A 16,363-nucleotide genomic window follows, 5' to 3' on the forward strand; every position below is an offset into this window, starting at 1 on the left:
TAAAAAAAATTCTTCATATTTCTGTGCAAAGATAGTGCAAAATAATTATATTTGTAAATCAAATACTTGTAAAATTATGAAAAGGCTTCATTTAAAACGTATATTCGTATCGATTTGTTGTCTGTTTATCTCTTTTAATTCCATTTCCGCCGGAGATATTTATGTTGATGCAAACAACGGAAACGACAAAGCCAACGGCACTTTTAATGAGCCAGTAAAATCATTGGCACAAGCATTTAGGATTGCAAGAGAATGGCGCAGGCTGAAGTTGCCGGAGGCAAACAACGGCATAACCATTCATCTGCGCAAGGGAATACATTATCTTTCAGAACCGTTGTTTATACGTCCAGAAGACAGCGGCACACAAAATTCACCCACAATAGTAGACGGAGATGGCTCGTGGATTAGCGGCGGAATTGAGTTGAAAAAAGGCGAAAGAAAAGGGAATATCTACGAGTTTGATGCCCCGATTGTAGGCACCCATCCGCTCGAGATAAGGCAACTTTACTACGCCAGACTGGGAATAAACCGGGCATCAAACATTCAGAACGACGGAACGTACGACAGAATTATCGATTTTGACAAGGAGAAGCGTGAAATCGTGATTCCGACTCCGGCAAATATCGAAGAGTTAAATAAAGAAAAGCAGATAGAGATGCACATCGTTCAGCGATGGGCGTCAGCAACTCTTCGCATAAAAGACATGATTGTCGAGGGTGAGAAGACTCGCGTAACATTTCATGAGCCAGAAAGCAGAATTGAATTTGAACATCCGTGGCCGCAACCGGTTGTAGACGGAGAGAACGGAAGTTCTGCCTTTAGTCTGAACAACGGTTTGTGCATGGTCGATGAGCCGGGCGAGTGGTATCAGGACCTTTCGACTCACAAAATTTACTATTGCGCCGAACCTTTCTTCGGAAAAAAACTGTTCAAAAAGACGAGCGAGAGCGCAGATGTATGTCCCGAGGGGCTTGTCGCTCCAGCGTTGCAGACGCTTATAAAAATCGACGGAACGCTTTCTCGTCAAGTCTGCAACATCGTCTTCAAAAACGTGACGTTTGCCCATACGGCATGGCTTCGTCCAAGTTACTTCGGAAACGTTACTCTGCAAGGTGGATTCCCGATTGTTGATGCCTACAAACTCGAAGTCCCGGGATTGCCGGAAAAAGCATCGCTCGAAAACCAAGCGTGGATTTGCCGTCCGGGAACCGCAATCTCGGTGAGAGGGGCAAACAACGTGACATTCAGCAATTGCAACTTCAACTATATGGCCTCTACCGCCATCGACTTTGAGTGGGGATGCAAGAATTCCACCGTCCAAAATTGCATCTTCGAAAGCATCGGCGGAACGGCAATCATGGTCGGAGCATTTCCGTCGGGCGGATTCGAAACTCACGTTCCGTACAAAGCCGCAAACACCGGTGAAATCTGCTCGGGAATAACGATAAAAAACAATCTGATAGTCAGCGCAACTGGTGAGGATTGGGGATGCGCGGCGATAAATGCCGGTTACGTTTCTGACATCAGCATAGACAGCAACACAATAAACCATTGCAACTGGAGCGGAATCTGTGTGGGCTGGGGCTGGACGGCTCTGAAATCGGACATGAAGAACAACCGCATCACCAATAACATCATAAAACTGTTTGCCGAACAGTTGCACGATGCCGGCGGAATCTACACGCTTAGTAATCAGCCAAACTCGGTCATCAGCAACAATATAATAAAAGATTACGGAGCTGCGCCTTATGCCACAAACGACAGAGTCTTCTACATCTATTGCGACGAGGCGACAAACGGCTTCGTTATCGAAAACAATTATTGTCCTGAGGAGAAATTCGGCACCAATCAGAACGGCAAGAACATGAAATGGCGCAACAACGGCAAGAAAGACATTCTGCCGGTAGAAGCGCAATAGTTGTAGAAAGCAACGAGGCAAGAAAGTAAATATTTAAAAAAAACATTTCTGTTTGTCAATATTTATTATCTTTGCACTATGGAAGCAAAAGAAAGAATTGAGCAACTCCGAAGAGAGTTGCACCAGCATAACTATAACTATTATGTGCTCAATGCACCTGTAATTGGCGATGAGGAATTTGACCATCTGATGCGCGAACTTCAGGATTTGGAGAACCTTCATCCCGAATTTTTCGACCCAAACTCACCTACGCAAAGGGTAGGAAGCGACATCAACACCGAGTTCACTCAGGTAACTCACAAATATCCGATGCTTTCGCTTGCCAACACCTACAATCAGCAGGAGGTGGCAGAATGGTTTGCCCGAGTAAAGAGCGGACTCGAAGGCGAGGACTTTGAAATCTGCTGCGAGATGAAGTACGACGGACTTTCAATCTCGCTTACCTATGTTGATGGCAGACTTGTAAGAGCCGTTACGCGAGGCGACGGAACGCAGGGCGATGATGTTACGAGCAACGTGAAGACTATCAAGAGCATACCTTTGCAACTCACAAACGGCGGCTATCCGCACGAGTTTGAAATAAGGGGCGAGATTCTCATGCCGTGGAAGGTGTTCGACGAACTTAATGCCGAGCGCGAGAAAAACGGCGAACAACTCTTTGCTAATCCGCGAAACGCCGCTTCGGGCACGCTTAAATCGCTCAATTCGGCACTCGTGGCATCGCGCAGACTCGATGCTTATCTCTATTATCTTCTCGGCGAAGAAATCCCGGCAGACGGACATTTCGAGAATCTGGCCGAAGCCGCAAAATGGGGATTCAAAATCTCGAAGGGAATGAAGAAAGTAAAGACCATCGAAGAGGTTTTTGACTTTATAAACTATTGGGACGAAGAGCGAAAGAACCTTCCGGTTGCAACCGACGGCATCGTTCTGAAAGTCAATTCAACAAGACAACAACGTCATCTGGGCATGACTGCAAAGTCGCCAAGATGGGCAATAGCATACAAATTCAAGGCCGAACGCGAATGTACTCTGCTGAAAGATGTCATCTATCAGGTGGGACGCACAGGCGCGATAACTCCGGTTGCCGTGATGGAACCGGTTCAACTTGCAGGAACGACCGTTCAGCGGGCATCGCTCCACAATGCCGACGTCATAGCAGAACTCGGATTGCACGAGCACGACTATGTCTATGTTGAGAAGGGCGGTGAGATTATTCCGAAGGTCGTTGGCGTTGATGAAACCCGAAGAGAACCCGAAAGCAACCCGATAAAATTCATAACCCGATGCCCCGAATGTGGCGCGGAACTTGTGAGATACGAGGGCGAAGCGGCTCACTATTGCCCAAACGACGTGGTTTGTCCGCCTCAGATTAAGGGTAGGATAGAGCATTACATAAGCCGAAAGGCTATGAATATCGACAGTCTCGGTCCTGAAACCGTGGACGATTACTACAAGCGCGGACTAATCCACAATGTTGCCGATCTGTATCTAATAGAGGTGAAGCAGATTATGGGCTTCGACGGCAACAAAATCCGAAGTGCAAACAAGATTGTAAGAAGCATCCGCGAGAGTTGCAACGTTCCTTTCGAACGAGTATTGTTCGCCTTGGGCATCAGATTTGTGGGAGAGAGCATAGCCAAGATTCTTGCACGGCATTTCAAGAGCATCGACGCACTTCAGAAAGCCACTCTCGAAGAACTTACAGACATCGAAGGCATCGGCGTTGCCATAGCCGAAAGTGTAATCAGATATTTCCGCGACCAGCGCAATATCGAGATTATCGAGCGTCTGAGAATGTACGGCGTTCAGATGGAAATCTCAACTCAGGCGCAGGAAGGCGCATCTAACAAACTCGAGGGCAAAAGCATCGTAATCAGCGGCGTTTTTGCAAAACATTCGCGCGACGAATACAAACAGATGATTGAACTTCACGGCGGAAAGAATGTCGGAAGCATCTCGTCTAAGACAAGTTTCATTCTGTGCGGCGAAAACATGGGACCTTCGAAACTCGAGAAAGCAAAGAAATTAGGTATTCAAATGATGTCGGAAGACGATTTTTTGAATTTAATTGAGTAGTTATATAGGCTATAACAAAAAAATATATTACTTTTGTCGTCGAATTTATAACAAAGTGTAACTTCAAGGTATGGTTAAAAATATATTCAGGGGTATGGGCGTAGCCTTGATTACTCCTTTTAAGGCAGACTTTAGTGTTGATTATGAGTCGCTTGACCGTTTGCTCGACTATCTTATTAACGAAGGTGCAGATTTTTTGTGCATCCTTGCAACAACAGGCGAAACGCCTTGTCTCTCTGCCGAAGAGAAGTCAAAAGTTAAGAACCTGATTGTTGAAAAGGTTGCCGGACGCATTCCTATTCTGATGGGCTGCGGCGGAAACAACACAATGGCGGTTGTTGAGGAACTGAAGAACGGCGATTTCAAAGGCATAGACGGAGTTCTGTCTGTTTGTCCATACTACAATAAGCCATCGCAAGAGGGTTTGTACCAGCACTTCAAGACTATCGCGGCAGCCACAAACCTTCCAGTTGTTCTCTACAACGTACCGGGACGCACAGGCATCAATCTTGCAGCCGAAACAACACTCAGACTGGCACGCGACTGCGAGAACATTGTGGCGATAAAGGAAGCCTCAGGAAACTTCACCCAAATTGACGATATTATAAAAAACAAACCTGCCGACTTTGACGTTCTCTCTGGAGATGACGGAATAACATTCCCACTCATTACACTCGGAGCAACAGGCGTGATAAGCGTTATAGGAAACGCTCTTCCAAAAGAGTTCAGCCGAATGGTGAGACTTGCGCTCAACGGCGACTACGACAGCGCACGAACCATACATCATCGCTTTACAGAATTGTTCAGTCTTCTGTTTGTCGACGGAAATCCGGCAGGTGTAAAGGCTATGCTTAACAGCATGGGAATGATTGAAAACGTTTTGCGTCTGCCACTTGTTCCGACAAGAATCACAACAATGGCGGCAATAAGCAAAATAGTAAGGGAATTGCACATTAAGTGCTGATTTTTTTAACATTTTTATTTTTATGAGTAGGCTCCGGTATCAGCAAAGGTATCGGAGTTTTTGTCAATAAGATTGATTATGACTAAATATGCAATAAAAATAACCTTGGCAATGCTTTTGGGCTGCAACTCTATGCTGGCGCAGAAGATCGAATCGGTCTTCGTTACGGAAGACAACGCGGCTCTTCGCCTGACACCGAGCGAAAATGGCGAACTGATAACAAGAGCACCACGCTACACACCATTCAGAATAAAAGAAAAACTTGACGGCTGGTATTTGGTAGAAGAATTCTACACAAACTGCCGATATTATGTTAGCAAATCTCAAGTTGCATCGCTCGATGTACGCGGCGACAGCATTCAGATTCCCGAAGGAACATACACAAAAAATCTTGTTGAAGGCGTTGGAAGAAGGCGCGCAAAAATCGAAATTGCGTGGACGCTGAAAGCCGATTCGACAGCGAATAACGCAAACGTCGTGATTGTAAACTATAAGAAAACAACAAACGGTAGACTTGCCGACCAAGCCGTTTTCAGAGGAAAGATGCTGAATTCCTGCGTTTTACTTTGCGAGGAGAAATTGACAGCAAACGGCTCTGCACAAAAAACGCACAAACTTTTCTGGTACGTTCAGGGATGCCTTTTATACAACGGACATTCGTACACATTGAAGGCTGTAAATCCTTAGTTTTCAAGAAGAAGGCGAGTCTTTGCTCTGTCTGGTTTTCCTGTTTCAGTCATCGGAAGGGTATCGACCGCAACAATATCTTTTGGCTGCCAATATTTAGGCAACGTTGAAATGGCATTTTTCAAAAGTGCCATTTTCTGTTCTGTCACGCTCGCGTCAACAAGCATAACGACTTCTTGCCCAAGCACTTGATGCTCGCGCCAACTTATTCTGAAACAATCTTTCAAACCCGATTCTTCGGTCAGAAGTCGCTCAACTTCCTCAATCTGAACCTTTACGCCACCAGTATTTATTGTGTTATCCCTTCGTCCGATGATTCGGAACTGACCGCGCTCGTTAATCTCGGCTATGTCGTTGGTTATCAACTCTTCGGAGCAGACGGACGGAGCATCAATCACAAGCGTTCCTTCCTTGCTGATGCTGATTTTTACGCTCGGAAACGGCGTGTACCAAAGCGAGGAATAATCGCCGTTCAATCTTCGGAGAGCGATGTGCGACAGCGTTTCAGTCATTCCGTAAGTGCTCCAAACGTTGTTGGGAAAAGATTTCAGAGTCTCAGCAAGATTTGAATCAATCGCTCCGCCGCCGATGATTAACTGCTTTATCCGCCTAAGTTTTTCAGCCTCCTCGGGAACTTGCAGACTTTTAATAACTTGCATCGGAACCATCGCTGCAAACGTCGGAATTTCAGCAACATCGCGAAGCGGATGAGACGACGGTTCGACATCAATTAGGCGAAGTCCGCGCTCTATGCTGCGCACAACGACCATTTTCCCTGCGATGTAATCGAGCGACATACAAAGCAACGCCGAATCGCCCGACTTCAATCCAAGAAAATCGCATGTTATACGGGCACTTGCAAGCATTCGTTTCTTTTCGACAAGCATCTCTTTCGGTTTGCCAGTAGAGCCCGATGTACGCACCTTAATAAACGCATTGTCGTCGTTCCATTCGCTGTAAAAGTCTGATAATGTCATGGTTTGTAATAAAGTCTTTCGCCCTCGATGTGTAACGGATAGTCAATATTATTTGTAAACAACATTCCTGTGCCAAGTCCTTGTGGCATAGGCGTTTTATCAGGGCACGACTCTTGCAGGCCTGCGCACCAATGGGCGATGGCGTTCAGTCCCACGTTGCTTTCGAGAGCCGATGTTGCCCACCAGCCGATGTCTCGTTCTTCGGCAAGGCGAATCCATTCTTCAGCACCGCAAAATCCGCCGTGAAGCGACGGTTTCAGAATGATATATTGCGGTCTGATGGTGTCGAGAAGTTCGATTTTCTCGCTCCGCGTGTTGATACCGATAAGTTCCTCGTCGAGAGCAATCGGAAGGGGAGTAGCGGCACAAAGTCCAGCCATTTTCTGCCATTGGCCAGCCCTAATAGGTTGCTCTATTGAATGAAGATGGTTTTCTGCAAGAAGTTGAAGTTTCAGCATGGCATCATCGTCAAATGCACCGTTGGCATCGACGCGAATCTCTATCTGTTCGGCCGAGAAGTTTTCGCGAATCATTCTGATTAGCGAGAGTTCATTGTCGAAATCTATCGCACCAATTTTCAGTTTGATGCAGCGGAAGCCGAGGCGCATTTTTTCTTCGATGCGATGCCTCATCTCGTCGAACGTGCCCATCCAAATCAAGCCGTTGATAGTGATGCCTCTTTCGCCGCGCGAAAAAGCAGTCGATGAAAGAGCTGTGCTTCCGCCAGCGCTCATCTGCATCACGGCAGATTCGAAGCCGAAAAGCATGGACGGATACGGACGCATCTCTTCCTTCAACTCATTGCTGAGACTGAAATCTGTATTTTGAGTGTTGATTTCCGATTCAAATCTTTGAGCAAAAGCACGAAGAACGTCCTCATAATCAGCAATATCGTCGCAACTCAGTTTTGGAAGCGGTGCACATTCGCCAATGCCAAGCAGTCTTTCGCCATCGCGAACCTCGACATACCACACCTTTCTGACGGTGTAAATGCCTCGCGATGTTCCAGCCGGCTGCTTGAAGTTGAGCGTATATGGTCTGACAGTAACTCTCATTACGGAATGTATGGATATTGGTCGAAATCAGGGTCGCGCTTCTCCAAGAACGCTTTTCCGCCCTCCTGAGCCTCGTCGCTGAAGTAATAAAGCATGGTTGCATCGCCTGCAAGTTCTTGAATACCAGCCTGCCCGTCGAGTTCAGCATTCAGTCCAGCCTTTATCATTCTGATGGCGATAGGGCTGCGCTTCATTATTGTCTTTGCCCAATCAACAACCTCGTCCTCGAGTTTGTCGAACGGAACAACTTTATTTACAAGCCCCATTTCAAGAGCCTCTTGAGCGGTGTAGAGTTTGCAGAGATACCAAATTTCGCGTGCCTTCTTCTGGCCTACGATGCGTGCAAGATATGACGAACCGAATCCGGCATCGAAACTGCCGACCTTTGGACCTGTCTGACCGAATTTTGCATTCTCGCTTGCAATCGTGAGGTCGCACACAACGTGCAGAACGTGTCCGCCACCAACCGCAAAACCGTTTACCATTGCAATGACCGGCTTTGGAATTGAGCGAATCTGCTTCTGCACATCAAGTACGTTCAGACGCGGAATTCCGTCTGTGCCGACGTATCCGCCACGACCTTTAACGTGCATATCGCCGCCGCTGCAAAATGCCTCGGTCTTCAGCCGTTCTTCTTCGGTCTGACCTTCCTTCAGAGGACTGTGAGCACCTGTCAGAACAACTACGCGGACATCTTTCGCCTCGCGACAATAATATAGCGCATCGCTAATTTCCCACGTTGTTCGCGGTGTGAAAGCATTTCTGTATCGTGGTCGGTTGATAGTTATCTTTGCAATTCCCTCGAAGAACTCAAAAAGAATTTCTTCGTATTGTTTGATTGTCTTCCAATTTCGTTCCATATTTTTATTGTTTAGAGATATGTTCAAAATATTTGCTGAATTCGTTTTTGCTCGCCTCGCTGTCGATAAAAAGTTCGAGAATCGAGGTGTGAGAATCTACGTCGTCCATAAACTTGCGGAAAACATCTTTTAGTTCCGAAAGATTCTCCGCACAAAAATATCGGGCGTTGAATGCCTTGGCAATATGCTCCGCGCCGGCAGAATGTTTTCCTGCAATGTATTCCTGATAAGACGAAGCTTTATCAAGCCCTTTCAGATTTCTGAAAATCTGACCGAGATGATTGTTGAATACAACGATTCGCAATTTGTTGCACGACTTTTGCATATTCATACTGTCCTCAATCCAAAGGGCATTGCTGTCGTAAAAGAAGGCGAGGTCGCCAACCAAAAGCAGCGTGTCTCTTCCGCCAAGTCTGAAGCCTTGAGCAGCAGAAACGCAGCCTTCAATGCCGTTTACACCACGATTGCAAAGTACTTCGGAATACGAAGCATCGAACATCTGAATGTTTCTGACCATACTGCTGTTTGCCACATGAACGGCAGATTTTCTGTCGATATTTTCAGAAATAAACTTCAGCGCAGAAAGGTCGCAGAACGACGAGAACGAATATTTATCAGCTTTTTTCTTCAGATTTTCTGAAAGATTTTTCCAGCACTCAAAGAAATCTTTATCGGCTTCAATTAACTGATGCTCAATGATTTTAAGAGCGTTATCAGCAGATGTTCTAACAAAATGCGTAACACATTTGTAGGTATCGGGCAGCGAATAATCGTCGAGAACAAACTGAACAAGGCGCTCAGGCGATGCGTTGCGAATGAAATTCTTCAGTCTCTTGGAAACAACATGTCCGCCGAGAACGAAGACCACATCAGGCATCAGCGTATCGTCGGCAGAATGGGCACTCAGAACCTCGTCGAAATTGCGCAAAACGTTGGGGCAGTCGTAACCGATATTCGACAGATATTCGGCACAGACTACGATATTTTTGTGCTTTTCGACAAGCGATTTGAGCGCAGAATGACATCCGTCTGCTTTCTCGGCACTTAATTGACCAATTATCACCATCGCCTTAGTCGATTTTCCGACAGAAAAGTCAACTTTTACAGACGAAAAATCAGTCTCGGAATAAGAAATCAGCCTTTCATCAGGCAAATTTTCGATGCTGAAATCGAAGAAAGGTTCAGTAATCGGAACATTTATCTGAACGGGGCCATTCTTGCGGTTCATCTCGATGAAAGCCTCGTTTATCAGACGGTTACAAGCCCACGCAATCTCGTTATTCTCAGGCGAATCGTCCCAATTAGGTTCGGGAAGTTGAACGCACTTGTGAACCATTCTGTCAAACGCTCCCGGCTGTGGAAGAGTCTGCCCATCCATCTGGTCGAGCCATCGTTCCGGGCGGTCGGCCGTGATGACGAGCAACGGCAGTTTCTGATAGAAAGCCTCGGCAACCGCAGGCGCAAGATTCAGCACCGCGCTGCCCGACGTTACACACACAGCCACGGCACGACGAAGAGCCTGGCCAAGCCCGATGGCTACGAAACCTGCGCATCGCTCGTCGGTAACCGGAATGCAATTCATTCCAGCCACGCTGAAGTTGTTTGCCAACGGCGAATTTCGGCTTCCTGGGCAAATAACAACATCGGTTATGCCAGCCTTAAGCATAAGAGCCGTAAGTTGCAGAGTGTTCCTCTTGTTGCAATACATATTTAAAGTATTTTTTTTATCGTTTTCAGTTTTTCCTCGGTCTCGTTCCACTCGCTCCGAACATCAGACTGGCGCAGCAATCCGCCGCCAGCGTAGGCGATGCCTTCGGAGAGGTTAGCGCAGCGAAGATTAACGTAAAGATTCGTCGTTCCCGAAGAATCGAGCATTCCAACGATGCCAGAATAGTACGAACGGTCGTAACCCTCATTCTTCAAGATGAAGGCGAGAGCCTCGTCCTTTGGCAATCCACACACAGCCGGAGTGGGATGGAGGTTGCCGATTATGTCGGCAAGAGAACACGATGGCTTTGGCGAGAAGTGAAATTCGCTTTTCAGATGCACCAGATTTCCAGCTTTAGATGTGTACGGTCCTTCTTCCTCGATGACCGTTGCCAGCACATTCAAGCGCGAGCGGATATAACTTGCAACAACTGCCTGTTCTTCTTTGTTTTTCTCGCTCCAAACAAGGTTGCGGATGTCATTGCCATCTGCCGCCATCGTTCCGGCAAGAGCCACAGTCCGATAGTGCGATTTTTCGCCCGAAAGCAGAATCTCGGGAGTGCAGCCGAGCCATATTCCCGTAGCGGGAGTCTTGGCAAGATAGACCATCATCCGCGGATAGGCTACGCACACTTTCAGAAACGAGCCGAAAGCATCAATGTTTTCAGAATGAATTTTCTCGCATCGCGAAAGAACGAGTTTCTCGAAAATTCCATCGTTCAAAGCCTTGCTGAATTTTTCGAATGCTGAGTTGTAGCATTCGTCTGGTAGAACCACGTTTTCTATCTCTTTTTCAGTATGATACAGATTGTCTTCGACGCGAAATTTGCAGTTTATAACTCTGTCGGGCGAAATCACGACGGTTGGATGCGCTTCGGATTCGGCAAACGGCATCATCACAAATCCGTCTGTTTCCGAAGTAGCCTTACGACGGTCTTGAATCACTACCGTAAATTCATCGGAAAACGGCAGCCGATAGAGCGCAATCGACTCTTCTGCCACAAACAGTTCGGCTATGTTTCTTTGCTCTTTGGTCATTGCTTTTTAGGCAGAATATAATTCGTAACACGCTCGGTAGAAATAAGTTTGCCGTCCTCGCCAACGATGTCCACGTTCCACACATGACTCGTTCTGCCAGCGTGCAGACAAGTGGCGCGAGCGTAAACCTTTCCTTCGGTTGCCGACATTGCTATGTGATTGCCCGTAACCTGCGCTCCACACACAATTTTCTCGTCGTTTACAAGATAGAGCGAGCCAAGTCCGGCAACAGATTCGGCCATCGCCAGCGACGCTCCGCCGTGCAGAATGCCAAAATACTGTCGGGTGGCATCGCAAATCGGCATTTCTGCAAGAATTATATCCTCATCGGTAGGCAGAAATCTGATGCCCATTGCCCCGAGCATCGTATTTTTCAGCCTTTCGTTTACATCATCGCAAAATTCCTGTGTAAGCATCTTTTCTATTTTTCTTCTGAGATTGATTTGTTTATCTGGTCTATATAATCAAGCAGTTCGTCGCGTCCAAGGCGAGATTCGCTCGACGTGATGAAGTAAGGCGGCAGTTCCTCCCAACTCTGCTTTATCTTTGCCAGATATTTCTGAACATTGCTCTTGTTCTTGCCGTTTGTCAGTTTGTCAGCCTTAGTAAATACTATGGCAAACGGTATGCCGTTCTCGCCGAGCCATTCCATAAATTCGAGGTCGATTTTCTGCGGTTCAAGTCTGATGTCGATGAGCAGAAAAAGGTTTGCCATCTGCTCGCGCGTGAGAATATAATCCTCTATTATCTTCGTGATTTTCTCCTGAGTTTTCTTGTTGCGCTGTGCAAATCCGTAGCCCGGAAGGTCGACGAGATACCAACTTTTGTTTATCAGGAAATGGTTTATCAGCAATGTCTTTCCCGGAGTTGCCGATGTCATTGCAAGTTTCTTGTTGCGCGTAAGCATATTGATAAGACTGCTCTTACCAACATTTGAGCGTCCGATGAAGGCGTATTCAACCTTTCCGTCGGCCGGACATTTTTTCACATCAGCATTACTGATTACAAATTCTGCAGATTTTATTTCCATGTCAATATTTTAGATTGCAAAACTAACAAAAATAAAGCAGATTTTGCCTATGCCACCTCCGATTTGTCTTGTTTTTCTGTCTTCGATACCAAAAACAGCCCTGCGAATGTAATCAAACCGTTTATCATCAGCATCTCGTAGCCGAATTTATATCCGAAGGCATTATTTACCGTTATGTCGATGATATAGCACAGAACGGGCGATGCCACGGCAATGAAAGGCACGAGATTCTCCTTCGGATTCCTCTTCGTGAAAAGTCCGAACGAGAACATTCCGAGAAGCGGACCGTATGTGTACGAGGCAAGCAGATAAATCGTGTCGATAACGCTTTCGTTGTCTATCACCTTGAAGAGCAGGACGAAACCGCAGAAAACGGCCATCATCACCATGTGCACGCGCTTTCGAACAACATTGTTCTGCGGAGTGTCGTCGCCCTTTCCAAGAATGTCCACACAGAAGCTCGTCGTCAGCGCGGTAAGGGCAGAATCTGCGCTGCTGAATGCCGCCGAAATTATTCCGATAGAGAAGAATATGATTGCCGATGTGCCCAACATTCCATTCACCACAAACTGCGGCAGAAGTTGGTCGCCTTTTTCGGGCAGGTCGATGCCGTTTTTCTGTGCAAGAATGATGAGCAGAACGCCGAGCGAAAGAAACAAAAGATTCATCGGGATGAAGAAAAATCCGTACGCGCTCATATCCTTCTGCGCATCTCTCAAGTTCTTGCAGGTGAGGTTTTTCTGCATCATGTCTTGGTCGAGTCCTGTCATCACCACTACGATGAAAATTCCGCTCAGAAACTGCTTCACAAAATGCTGTTTGCTGCTCCAGTCGAAAAATTCGAACATTCGGCTATGAGAATCTTCGGCAATAGCCGTAATCGCCTCACCAAGACTCATATCAAGTTGATTTATAGTCTGAAAGATAATGATGCACGTTGCCGCAATCAGACAAAAAGTCTGCAAAGTGTCCGTCCAGACGATTGTCTTGATGCCGCTGTGCCGCGTGTAAAGCCAGATGAGCAGAACCGTTGCCACCACCGTCGCAGCATACGGAATACCGAACTGCTCGAAAACGTACATCTGCAATATAAGGCAGACGAGGTAGAGTCGGGCAGCAGCTCCAAGCATTTTCGAAAGCAGAAAGAAAACCGAGCCCGTAGCATACGAAACCGCACCGAATCGCCGTTCGAGGTATGTGTAAATACTTGTCAGATTCAACTTGTAGTAAACTGGCAGAAGAACGAAGGCAACTATCAGATAGCCCGGAAAATAGCCAAACACCATCTGCATGTAGGTCATGTCGATGCTCTGAACCCATCCGGGGCACGACACGAGTGACACGCCCGACAGCGATGCGCCAATCATTCCGAATGCAACCAAATACCAAGGCGACTGCTTGCCGCCTCTGAAGAAATCGGCATTGCCCGACTTTCCTTTGGTGAATGTCGAAATCAAAAGAAGGATGCCAAAATAAATCAAAACTGTAAGTAGAATATACAAGCCATTCATTTTTTTACATTTTTAGGTGCAAAGATAGTTCTTTTATTTTATTTTCGTCCGAAAAAGCCTTTCTTTTCTGGCAACTCAAAAAAATATTCATTTAATTATTTATGCGAATTTGGCATAAAGAACATTCTGCAACAATATACAAAACAATGAATCATTATACAAAGAATAGCCCCAAAAGCAACGTTCAAGGTACGTGGTAGCTACGGGGTAGGAACGGAGTAGCTACGGGAAAGGTACGGGAAAGCAAGCCGAAAGGTTCGGGAAAGGTTCGAGAAAGGTTCGAGATGCGTATACTAATGCAAGCCGGAAGGTAGCTTCTGCATTGCAACATCCAAGCCGCAAATAAGCCACACATACAAATCAACAGACAGAATAGAATCCTTAAAATCAGCATGCAGTCCGCTACAAAAGTAAGAATATTATTGAATTTATGCCGAACTGACATATTTATTACTATTTTTGCAAACCGAAACAGCAAATAACAAAGTGGAACAACAATATCCGTCAATACTTTTGGAGAAGGCAGTGGGCGAGTTCTCGCGTCTTCCCGGCATAGGCCGAAAAACGGCTCTGCGACTTGTCTTGCACATGCTAAGGCAAGAGAACGAGTCGGTAGACAACTTTGCAAACGCGCTCGTAACGCTGAAGCACGAAGTGAAATACTGCAAAGTGTGCCACAACATTTCAGATACCGATGTGTGCCAGATTTGTTCAGACAGCCGTCGGGACAAGTCGCTCATCTGCGTTGTGGAAAATATACGCAACGTAATGAGTATCGAAAACACACAGCAGTTCCACGGATTGTACCACGTTTTGGGAGGCGTCATCTCGCCAATCGACGGCATCGGACCGAGCGACCTTGAAATTGACTCGCTTGTTGAGCGCGTAAAGGCTGGCGGAGTGAGCGAGGTGATTCTCGCCCTAAGTTCAACGATGGAGGGCGACACGACAAACTTCTATATCTTCCGCAAACTTGCCGACACGGGAGTGAAAATCAGCGTTCTTGCACGCGGAATAAGCATCGGCGACGAGCTTGAATATACCGACGAAGTTACGCTCGGCCGTTCTATCATAAACCGAACAACATTTACAGGAAACACTTAAAAATAATTATAATATGAACGATTTAGAGTACAAAAAAAAAACATTAAAAATGTTGAGAACACAATGGCTCGTATTTTGGATAGTTCCTGCAATTCTTTTGCTATTCGGAAATAAAAGTCTATATTTAGACAATGCAACTGCAGAATATGTCCTACAAGTCATAGGTGTAGTCGTAACTATTGCAGCAATTCCTATTTGCTACAAATTTTTCGATTTGAAGTTTGCACGTAAAGCAATGGAGAGAAAGGATGTAAAAGTTCCTACAATTTACGCCTATTTACTAATTCGTATGGGCATACTGTTCTTTGCAGTCTTAACGAACACACAATTTTATTTAATGACACGTTCGCAGTCATCTCTTTTCTGCATCGGAATTTTACTTTTGTTCTCTCTGACAATCTGGCCTACAGAAAAGGATTTTGACAAAGTAGAAAAGTAAAAATACTGCTATGGTTGATTGCAAAGAAAACGTGAGGAAACTCCGAATTGCGTGGAGCGTTATTCTGCTAATCGGCATAGCCACAATTGCTGTTTCCAAACCTCTTTACGTTTCAGATTCGGCATTTGTGAACGCTGTGCAAATTGCTACAGTCGTGCTCACGATAGTATCATTGTACATTTGCTATAGATTTTTCAGTCTGAAGTTTGTCCGCAACAAAATAAAGAACGAGAAATCTCTGCAAAAATACATGAGATGCCGATTCTTAATATTATACTTTACCTTTGCAATTGCCACGTTTGTTTATTACGTATCTCTTTCGCAATCAATACATTTATGTGTTTTATTTACAGTATTACTTTATCTTCTGATTTGGCCTACGGAAAAATCATTTAACAAACAATTAACAACTAAATGAAAAAACTTCTCCAAGACGATACAATAAGACTGAGAGCACTCGAGTTGTCCGACATCGACGAGTACTACAACTGGTGCAACGACAGCACCGAGTGGCATTCGTCGGACATGACGGTGCCTGTATCGCGACAGAGCATCATCGACTACATAATGAACAACAACGGCGATTTCTATTCAGACGGAGAAGTGAAGCTCGCCATCGAGAATCTGCAGACAAAAAAAATCATCGGAATGTGCAGTCTTTCGAGTTACGACCGATACAGCAACAAGGCAGAAGTAGGCATATTCGTTTCTCCAGATAACAGAGCTCAAAACTTTGGATATAAATCAATTATGCTTCTCGCAGAATATGCAGAAGTCCGCCTGAACATTCATCAACTTTATGCCTATTGCCTCGAGAGCAACGACGCGAGCAGACGACTGTTCAGTAGATGCGGTTTTGAGCAGAGCGGACTATTAAAAGACTGGTTCAGAGTAGATAAAACTTACGAAAATGTAATTCTGATGCAAAAAATTATTGACAAATAGTGCTCAATTACTAAACATTTACTACCTTTGCAATCAGTATTTAAGTGAA

General features: G+C 45.7%; 15 protein-coding genes. 7 read left to right on the top strand and 8 right to left on the bottom strand.

Annotated elements, in window-relative coordinates:
* Positions 1-76 precede the first annotated feature (76 nt).
* From T538_RS0105815 to T538_RS0105830, 4 genes are all read left to right on the top strand, one after another.
* Positions 77-1,918 (top strand): right-handed parallel beta-helix repeat-containing protein, encoded by a 1,842-nt coding sequence (locus tag T538_RS0105815; protein ID WP_031532635.1) that lies wholly within the window; start codon positions 77-79, stop codon positions 1,916-1,918.
* A gap of 78 nt (positions 1,919-1,996) precedes the next feature.
* Positions 1,997-3,997, top strand: coding sequence for an NAD-dependent DNA ligase LigA (gene ligA / locus T538_RS0105820; protein WP_031532636.1), 2,001 nt, complete (start codon positions 1,997-1,999; stop codon positions 3,995-3,997).
* 70 nt (positions 3,998-4,067) lie between these two features.
* Positions 4,068-4,961, top strand: coding sequence for a 4-hydroxy-tetrahydrodipicolinate synthase (gene dapA, locus T538_RS0105825; RefSeq protein ID WP_031532637.1), 894 nt, complete (start codon positions 4,068-4,070; stop codon positions 4,959-4,961).
* 78 nt (positions 4,962-5,039) lie between these two features.
* Complete coding sequence (locus tag T538_RS0105830) at positions 5,040-5,648, top strand: SH3 domain-containing protein (RefSeq protein WP_031532638.1); 609 nt, start codon at positions 5,040-5,042, stop codon at positions 5,646-5,648.
* Here the strand turns inward: T538_RS0105830 and T538_RS0105835 are convergent.
* From T538_RS0105835 to T538_RS0105870, 8 genes are read right to left on the bottom strand one after another with little or no spacing between them, the layout of a single operon-like run.
* Entirely contained in the window at positions 5,645-6,625 is a 981-nt protein-coding gene (locus T538_RS0105835) for an AMP-binding protein (RefSeq protein ID WP_031532639.1), read from the bottom strand. The two genes, T538_RS0105830 and T538_RS0105835, sit on opposite strands and share 4 nt — an antisense overlap.
* Entirely contained in the window at positions 6,622-7,680 is a 1,059-nt protein-coding gene (locus T538_RS0105840) for an o-succinylbenzoate synthase (RefSeq protein ID WP_031532640.1), read from the bottom strand. The genes T538_RS0105835 and T538_RS0105840 overlap by 4 nt, the downstream gene beginning before the upstream one ends.
* Complete coding sequence (gene menB, locus T538_RS0105845) at positions 7,680-8,540, bottom strand: 1,4-dihydroxy-2-naphthoyl-CoA synthase (protein WP_031532641.1); 861 nt, start codon at positions 8,538-8,540, stop codon at positions 7,680-7,682. The genes T538_RS0105840 and menB overlap by 1 nt, the downstream gene beginning before the upstream one ends.
* A 4-nt stretch (positions 8,541-8,544) precedes the next feature.
* Entirely contained in the window at positions 8,545-10,248 is a 1,704-nt protein-coding gene (menD, locus tag T538_RS0105850; RefSeq protein WP_051655906.1) for a 2-succinyl-5-enolpyruvyl-6-hydroxy-3-cyclohexene-1-carboxylic-acid synthase, read from the bottom strand.
* A gap of 2 nt (positions 10,249-10,250) precedes the next feature.
* Entirely contained in the window at positions 10,251-11,285 is a 1,035-nt protein-coding gene (locus tag T538_RS0105855; RefSeq protein WP_051655907.1) for an isochorismate synthase, read from the bottom strand.
* On the bottom strand, positions 11,282-11,701 hold the full coding sequence (locus T538_RS0105860; protein WP_034538909.1) for a PaaI family thioesterase: 420 nt from the start codon (positions 11,699-11,701) through the stop codon (positions 11,282-11,284). Before T538_RS0105860 ends, T538_RS0105855 begins: the two co-directional genes overlap by 4 nt.
* Positions 11,702-11,706: 5 nt before the next feature.
* Positions 11,707-12,315, bottom strand: a complete 609-nt coding sequence (gene yihA / locus T538_RS0105865; protein WP_031532645.1) for a ribosome biogenesis GTP-binding protein YihA/YsxC — start codon at positions 12,313-12,315, stop codon at positions 11,707-11,709.
* 47 nt (positions 12,316-12,362) lie between these two features.
* Positions 12,363-13,826 (bottom strand): sodium:solute symporter, encoded by a 1,464-nt coding sequence (locus T538_RS0105870; RefSeq protein WP_031532646.1) that lies wholly within the window; start codon positions 13,824-13,826, stop codon positions 12,363-12,365.
* Between the two features lie 486 nt (positions 13,827-14,312).
* Between T538_RS0105870 and recR the strand changes: the two genes are divergently transcribed.
* The 3 genes from recR to T538_RS17630 all read left to right on the top strand — a co-directional run bounded on the left by recR (position 14,313) and on the right by T538_RS17630 (position 16,314).
* On the top strand, positions 14,313-14,930 hold the full coding sequence (gene recR, locus T538_RS0105875) for a recombination mediator RecR (protein WP_031532647.1): 618 nt from the start codon (positions 14,313-14,315) through the stop codon (positions 14,928-14,930).
* Positions 14,931-14,943: 13 nt separating this feature from the next.
* On the top strand, positions 14,944-15,369 hold the full coding sequence (locus T538_RS0105880) for a hypothetical protein (protein WP_031532648.1): 426 nt from the start codon (positions 14,944-14,946) through the stop codon (positions 15,367-15,369).
* A 414-nt stretch (positions 15,370-15,783) separates the two neighbouring features.
* Positions 15,784-16,314: a GNAT family N-acetyltransferase gene (locus tag T538_RS17630; protein ID WP_031532650.1), complete on the top strand. Its 531-nt coding sequence runs from the start codon at positions 15,784-15,786 to the stop codon at positions 16,312-16,314.
* Positions 16,315-16,363 lie beyond the last annotated feature (49 nt).

This window comes from Bacteroides sp. Ga6A2, assembly GCF_000702225.1.
Lineage (GTDB): Bacteria > Bacteroidota > Bacteroidia > Bacteroidales > Bacteroidaceae > Ga6A1.

Coding starts and splice junctions, on each gene's coding strand:
- T538_RS0105815 (WP_031532635.1), top strand. CDS start 77: ATGAAAAGGCTTCATTTAAAACGTATATTCGTATCGATTTGTTGTCTG.
- ligA (WP_031532636.1), top strand. CDS start 1,997: ATGGAAGCAAAAGAAAGAATTGAGCAACTCCGAAGAGAGTTGCACCAG.
- dapA (WP_031532637.1), top strand. CDS start 4,068: ATGGTTAAAAATATATTCAGGGGTATGGGCGTAGCCTTGATTACTCCT.
- T538_RS0105830 (WP_031532638.1), top strand. CDS start 5,040: ATGACTAAATATGCAATAAAAATAACCTTGGCAATGCTTTTGGGCTGC.
- T538_RS0105835 (WP_031532639.1), bottom strand. CDS start 6,625: ATGACATTATCAGACTTTTACAGCGAATGGAACGACGACAATGCGTTT.
- T538_RS0105840 (WP_031532640.1), bottom strand. CDS start 7,680: ATGAGAGTTACTGTCAGACCATATACGCTCAACTTCAAGCAGCCGGCT.
- menB (WP_031532641.1), bottom strand. CDS start 8,540: ATGGAACGAAATTGGAAGACAATCAAACAATACGAAGAAATTCTTTTT.
- menD (WP_051655906.1), bottom strand. CDS start 10,248: ATGTATTGCAACAAGAGGAACACTCTGCAACTTACGGCTCTTATGCTT.
- T538_RS0105855 (WP_051655907.1), bottom strand. CDS start 11,285: ATGACCAAAGAGCAAAGAAACATAGCCGAACTGTTTGTGGCAGAAGAG.
- T538_RS0105860 (WP_034538909.1), bottom strand. CDS start 11,701: ATGCTTACACAGGAATTTTGCGATGATGTAAACGAAAGGCTGAAAAAT.
- yihA (WP_031532645.1), bottom strand. CDS start 12,315: ATGGAAATAAAATCTGCAGAATTTGTAATCAGTAATGCTGATGTGAAA.
- T538_RS0105870 (WP_031532646.1), bottom strand. CDS start 13,826: ATGAATGGCTTGTATATTCTACTTACAGTTTTGATTTATTTTGGCATC.
- T538_RS0105880 (WP_031532648.1), top strand. CDS start 14,944: ATGAACGATTTAGAGTACAAAAAAAAAACATTAAAAATGTTGAGAACA.
- T538_RS17630 (WP_031532650.1), top strand. CDS start 15,784: ATGAAAAAACTTCTCCAAGACGATACAATAAGACTGAGAGCACTCGAG.